Annotated in this window: 7 protein-coding genes; 4 read left to right on the top strand and 3 right to left on the bottom strand. The window is 71.5% G+C overall.

All coding sequences use genetic code 11. The features are described 5' to 3' along the window. The 4 genes from ACRDP3_RS24290 to ACRDP3_RS24275 all read left to right on the top strand — a co-directional run. Positions 1-536, top strand: a 536-nt coding sequence (locus ACRDP3_RS24290) for a metal ABC transporter solute-binding protein, Zn/Mn family (protein ID WP_431519133.1), incomplete at its 5' end; no start/stop codon positions are given. A 42-nt stretch (positions 537-578) separates the two neighbouring features. Next, positions 579-1,370 carry a metal ABC transporter ATP-binding protein gene (locus ACRDP3_RS24285; protein WP_431519132.1) on the top strand — a complete coding sequence of 264 codons (792 nt, stop codon included), beginning with the start codon at positions 579-581 and terminating at the stop codon, positions 1,368-1,370. Then, positions 1,367-2,278: a metal ABC transporter permease gene (locus ACRDP3_RS24280; protein WP_431519131.1), complete on the top strand. Its 912-nt coding sequence runs from the start codon at positions 1,367-1,369 to the stop codon at positions 2,276-2,278. The genes ACRDP3_RS24285 and ACRDP3_RS24280 overlap by 4 nt, the downstream gene beginning before the upstream one ends. A 92-nt stretch (positions 2,279-2,370) precedes the next feature. After that, the gene (locus ACRDP3_RS24275; protein WP_431519130.1) at positions 2,371-2,787 is read left to right on the top strand and encodes a Fur family transcriptional regulator; all 417 of its coding nucleotides are present in this window, start codon (positions 2,371-2,373) and stop codon (positions 2,785-2,787) included. A 26-nt stretch (positions 2,788-2,813) separates the two neighbouring features. Here the strand turns inward: ACRDP3_RS24275 and ACRDP3_RS24270 are convergent, their stop codons facing one another. The 3 genes from ACRDP3_RS24270 to ACRDP3_RS24260 all read right to left on the bottom strand — a co-directional run. Next, positions 2,814-3,614 (bottom strand): isoprenyl transferase, encoded by an 801-nt coding sequence (locus ACRDP3_RS24270; RefSeq protein WP_431519129.1) that lies wholly within the window; start codon positions 3,612-3,614, stop codon positions 2,814-2,816. Positions 3,615-3,696: 82 nt separating this feature from the next. Beyond that, a complete protein-coding gene (gene recO / locus ACRDP3_RS24265) occupies positions 3,697-4,509 on the bottom strand; it encodes a DNA repair protein RecO (protein WP_431519128.1) in 813 nt (270 codons plus the stop codon). 25 nt (positions 4,510-4,534) lie between these two features. Further along, a partial coding sequence (locus tag ACRDP3_RS24260; protein ID WP_431519127.1) for a response regulator transcription factor occupies positions 4,535-4,945 on the bottom strand: 411 nt, incomplete at its 5' end.

Genomic DNA, 4,945 nt, shown 5'->3' with positions numbered 1-4,945 from the left:
TATCGTCCGGCGGACAGGGCGGCGACCCGCACATATGGCTGGACCCCGTGCGCTACGCGCAGGTCGCCAAGGGTGTCGGCAAGGAGCTGGCCAAGGCCGACCCGGCACACAAGGCGGACTACAAGCGGAACACCCGCGACCTGACCGAACGCCTGGACGCCCTCGACCAGGACTTCAAGAAGGGTCTGAAGAAGAGAAAGACGGACACCTTCATCACCACCCACGCCGCCTTCGGCTACCTCGCCGAGCGGTACGGGCTGCACGAGGAGGCCGTCGCCGGCATCGACCCCGAATCCGAGCCGAGCGGCGCCCGGATGAAGGAGCTGCACAAGGCCGCCAAGAAGGGGAAGGCCGACACCGTCTTCTTCGAGGAGGGCGCCGGCGACAAGACCGCCAAGACCCTCGCCGATGATCTGAACCTCAGGACCGGGGTACTCAGCACGCTGGAGAGCGTGCGGAACCCCGAGCGCCAGAACTACCTCTCGGTCATGGAACAGAACCTGATGGCGCTGCGGGTCGCCCTCGGCGTCGTCTGACCCTCACCACGCCCCACCCCACCACCGAGGAAGGCCCATCCCATGGCCGCACCGGAGACCGCGATCTCCCTCCGTGCCGCGACCGCCGCACTGGGCGGACGCATGGTGCTGCGTGGCATCGACCTGGCCGTGGCCCGCGGCGAGGTCGTCGCCCTGCTCGGCGCCAACGGCTCCGGCAAGTCCACCGCCATCCGCGCCGTCGTCGGCCAGGTGCCGCTCGCCGGCGGCGACCTCGACCTGTTCGGCACCCCCTTCGCCCGCTTCCGCGACTGGCGGCGCGTCGGCTACGTACCGCAGCGCTCCACCGCCGCCGGGGGCGTACCCGCCACGGTGCGCGAAGTGGTCTCCGCGGGCCGTCTCGCCCACCGGGGGCTGCGCCCGCTGGGCCGCTCCGACAAGGCCGCCGTCGAACGGTCGCTGGAGCTGGTCGGCCTGGCGGACCGGGCGAAGGACTCGGTGAACGCCCTCTCCGGCGGCCAGCACCAGCGGGTGCTGATCGCCCGGGCGCTGGCCGGTGAGCCCGATCTGCTGATCATGGACGAGCCGCTGGCCGGGGTGGACCTGGGCAGTCAGGACGTGCTGGCGGCAGCGCTGCACGAGCGGGTGAGCGACGGTACGTCCGTGCTGCTCGTCCTGCACGAGCTGGGCCCGTTCGCCCCGCTGATCGACCGCGCGGTGCTGCTGCGCGACGGGCTGGTCGAGAGCGTCACGCACCCCGAGCGGCTGCACGACCTTGCCTGCCACCCGCACGACACACCCGACGCCGAGGCGGCGGCCTCGACGATCGAGGCCGGTCTGACGGTGAGCGAAGCGGACACCGGAGCGCGCCGATGATCGAGCTGCTGGACTACCCCTTCATGCAGCGGGCGCTGCTCGCCGCGCTGCTGGTCGGCATCGCCGCCCCCGCGGTGGGCATCTACCTCGTCCAGCGCCGCCAGGCGATCATGGGCGACGGCATCGGCCACGTCGCCCTCACCGGCGTCGCCCTCGGCTTCCTGCTCAACACCAATCCGGTATGGATGGCGGTGCTCGTCGCCTCGCTCGGAGCGGTCACGATGGAGCTGATCCGCTGGTACGGGAAGGCTCGCGGCGATCTCGCCCTCGCGATGCTCTTCTACGGCGGCATGGCCGGCGGTGTCATGATCATCAATTTGTCGCCGAACGGCTCCAACGCCAGCCTCACCACGTATCTCTTCGGCTCCGTCACCACCGTCGCCGACTCCGACGTGATCGCCATCGTCTGTCTGTCGGCCTTCGTGCTCGCCGTCTCCCTGGGGCTGCGGCGGCAGCTGTTCGCCGTCTGCCAGGACGAGGAGTTCGTACGGGTCACCGGCCTGCCGGTGCGGCTGCTGAACCTGCTGCTGGCCGTGACCGCCGCGGTGACGGTCACGGTGGCGATGCGGGTGGTCGGGCTGCTGCTGGTCAGCGCGCTGATGGTGATCCCGGTGGCCGCCGCCCAGCAGGCCACCCGCGGCTTCGCCGCCACCCTCGGACTGTCCGTGCTGTTCGGAGTGGCTGTAACCCTCTCCGGCACCGCCACCTCGTACTACGCGGACGTGCCGCCCGGTGCCAGCATCGTGGTGCTGGCGATCGCCCTGTTCGTCTTGGTGACGGCGCTGGCCGCGCCGCTCGCGCGGCGCAGGGCGCGGGGCGGTGGCCCGGTGGTCGCGAGCGGCGGACCGTCAGGTCCCGCGGGAGGCACCCTGGAGACGGCGCCCCGGGACGGGGCCGGCAGAGCGTGAGGCCTCGCAGAGCGTGAGACCGCTCACCTCAGGGGGCTGGCACAATGACCGGGGCGCTCCAGTGAGCCACCCGGACGAACGAAGGAGACAGCGTGCCCACCGCAGGTCCCCCTGTCCGCGGCCGGTCGACCCGGCAGCGTGCCGCCGTCTCGGCGGCCCTGGCCGAGGTCGAGGAATTCCGGAGCGCGCAGGAGCTGCACGACATGCTCAGGCACCGCGGGGATTCGGTCGGCCTGACCACCGTCTACCGCACGCTGCAGTCCCTCGCCGACGCGGGCGAGGTCGACGTACTGCGCACCGACGAGGGCGAGTCGGTCTACCGGCGCTGCCACAGCGACGACCACCACCACCATCTGGTGTGCCGCCACTGCGGCAAGGCCGTCGAGGTCGAGGGCCCGGCGGTGGAGAAGTGGGCCGACTCGATCGCCGCGGAGCACGGCTTCGTGGACGTCGGCCACACCGTCGAGATCTTCGGTACGTGCGGGGAGTGCGCCGCCGCCGCGCGATGACGACCAGGTCGTAGGCCGCCGACCGGCTACTTCGCCTGCGCCCCGCCGAAGCGCCGGTCGCGCTGCGCGTACTCCAGGCAGCCACGCCACAGGTCGCGCCGGTCGAAGTCGGGCCACAGCACGTCCTGGTAGACCATCTCGGCGTAGGCGCTCTGCCAGATCAGGTAGTTGGACGTGCGCTGCTCGCCGGAGGGCCGCAGGAACAGGTCCACGTCCGGCATGTCCGGGTAGTAGAGGTACCTGGCGAAGGTCTTCTCGCTGACCTTCGACGGGTCGAGCCGCCCCGCCCGTACGTCCTCGGCCATCGCCTGCGCGGCGTCCGCGATCTCCGCCCGGCCGCCGTAGTTGACGCAGAAGTAGAGCGTCATGGCGTCGTTGTCGACGGTCTGCTCCTGGGCGACCTGCAACTCCTTCACCACCGACTTCCACAGCTTCGGCATCCGGCCCACCCAGCGGATGCGGATGCCGAGTTCGTCCATCTCGTCGCGGCGGCGGCGGATGACGTCGCGGTTGAAGTTCATCAGGAAGCGCACCTCTTCGGGCGACCGCTTCCAGTTCTCCGTGGAGAAGGCGTACAGGGAGAGGTTCTTGACGCCCATCTCCAGACAGCCCTTGAGCACGTCGAGTACGACGCCCTCGCCGACCTTGTGCCCCTCCGTACGCGGCAGCCCCCGCTGCTTCGCCCACCGGCCGTTGCCGTCCATGACGCAGGCCACATGGTTCGGCACCAGTTCCGCGGGGATCTTCGGCGGGCGTTCACCGGAGGGGTGCGGCTCGGGTGCGACGTACTCGCGACGCTGCCGTTGCAGCATTCCGCGGCGGGCCATGGGCGTTCAGCTCCAGGATGGGACGAGGTCAGAAGGGGGCAGGGCCGAGCGTAGCCGACCTGCGGAGGCGCGGCGCCGCCGGTCAGGACCGCTCGGGCTCCGGGCTGCGGGGGCTGTTCTCAGTGCGGTCAGTGCGGTCAGTGCGGTCAGTGCGGTCCACGTACCGCAGCGAGCGCAGCCCGCGCTCCAGATGCCAGTGCAGGTACGCCGAGACCAGTCCGGTGCCCTCGCGGGCGTGCCGCGTCTCGGCCGCGTCGGCCGTCTCCCAGTCGCCCGTCAGCAGCGCCCCCAGCAGCCGCAGCGCCTCGGGGGACGGTACGACGCTGCCCGGCACCCGGCAGTCGCCGCACACCACGCCGCCGGAGGCGACGGAGAAGAACCGGTTGGGCCCGGGCAGGCCGCACTTGGCGCAGTTCTCGAAGCTGGGCGCGTAGCCGCCCATCGCCAGCGACCGCAGCAGGAAGGCGTCCAGGACCAGGCCGGAGGTGTGCTCGCCGGCGGCCAGCGTGCGCAGCCCGCCCACCAGCAGCAGGTACTGCTGCACGTTGGGCTCGCCCTCGTGGTCGGTGAAGCGCTCGGCGGTCTCCAGCATGGCCGTACCGGCGGTGTAGCGCGCGTAGTCGCCGACGATGCCCCGCCCGTACGGTGCGATGGTCTCGGTCTGGGTGCACAACGGCAGCCCGCGGCCGATCAGTTCGCTGCCCCGCGCGAAGAACTGCACATCGACGTGGCTGAAGGGCTCCAGTCGCGCACCGAACTTCGACTTGGTGCGCCGCACACCCCGTGCCACCGCTCGCACCCGTCCGTGACCGCGCGTGAGCAGCGTGATGATCCGGTCCGCCTCACCCAGCTTCTGGGTGCGCAGCACGATGCCGTCGTCGCGGAACAGGCTCATGCGGACAGTCTCGCCCATCCGCGCGCTACCCGGCGCCTCCCGGGGTCACCAGCCCGGACTCGTAGGCGGCGATCACCAGCTGGGCGCGGTCGCGGACGGACAGCTTGCCCATGATGCGGCTGACGTGGGTCTTGGCGGTGAGCGGGCTGAGCCCGAGCGCGTCCGCCACCTCGGTGTTGTTCAGGCCGCGCGCCACCAGGGCGAGAACCTGCCGCTCGCGGTCGGAGAGGGGAGCGAGCCCGCCCGGTGCGGGACCGTCGGCCCGCGGGGTCTCGGGCGTCCGCAGCACCCGCGCGATAAGGCGGGCGGTGGGGCCCGGGGACAGCAGCGCATCGCCCGCGTCCACGGTCCGTACGGCGTCGAGCAGTTCGGCGGGCCGGGTGTCCTTGAGGAGGAACCCGGAGGCTCCGGCGCGCAGCGCGTCGACGACGTACTC

This window comes from Streptomyces sp., from assembly GCF_050698815.1.
Taxonomy (GTDB): Bacteria; Actinomycetota; Actinomycetes; order Streptomycetales; family Streptomycetaceae; genus Streptomyces.
The sequence above is the reverse complement of the archived record's forward strand: the minus strand, read 5'-3'. Positions and strand labels throughout refer to the sequence as shown.

Bases quoted from the DNA above. Each gene is read 5' to 3' on its own strand.
- ACRDP3_RS24270 (WP_431519129.1), bottom strand. From the start codon at position 3,614: ATGGCCCGCCGCGGAATGCTGCAACGGCAGCGTCGCGAGTACGTCGCA.
- ACRDP3_RS24285 (WP_431519132.1), top strand. From the start codon at position 579: ATGGCCGCACCGGAGACCGCGATCTCCCTCCGTGCCGCGACCGCCGCA.
- ACRDP3_RS24280 (WP_431519131.1), top strand. From the start codon at position 1,367: ATGATCGAGCTGCTGGACTACCCCTTCATGCAGCGGGCGCTGCTCGCC.
- recO (WP_431519128.1), bottom strand. From the start codon at position 4,509: ATGAGCCTGTTCCGCGACGACGGCATCGTGCTGCGCACCCAGAAGCTG.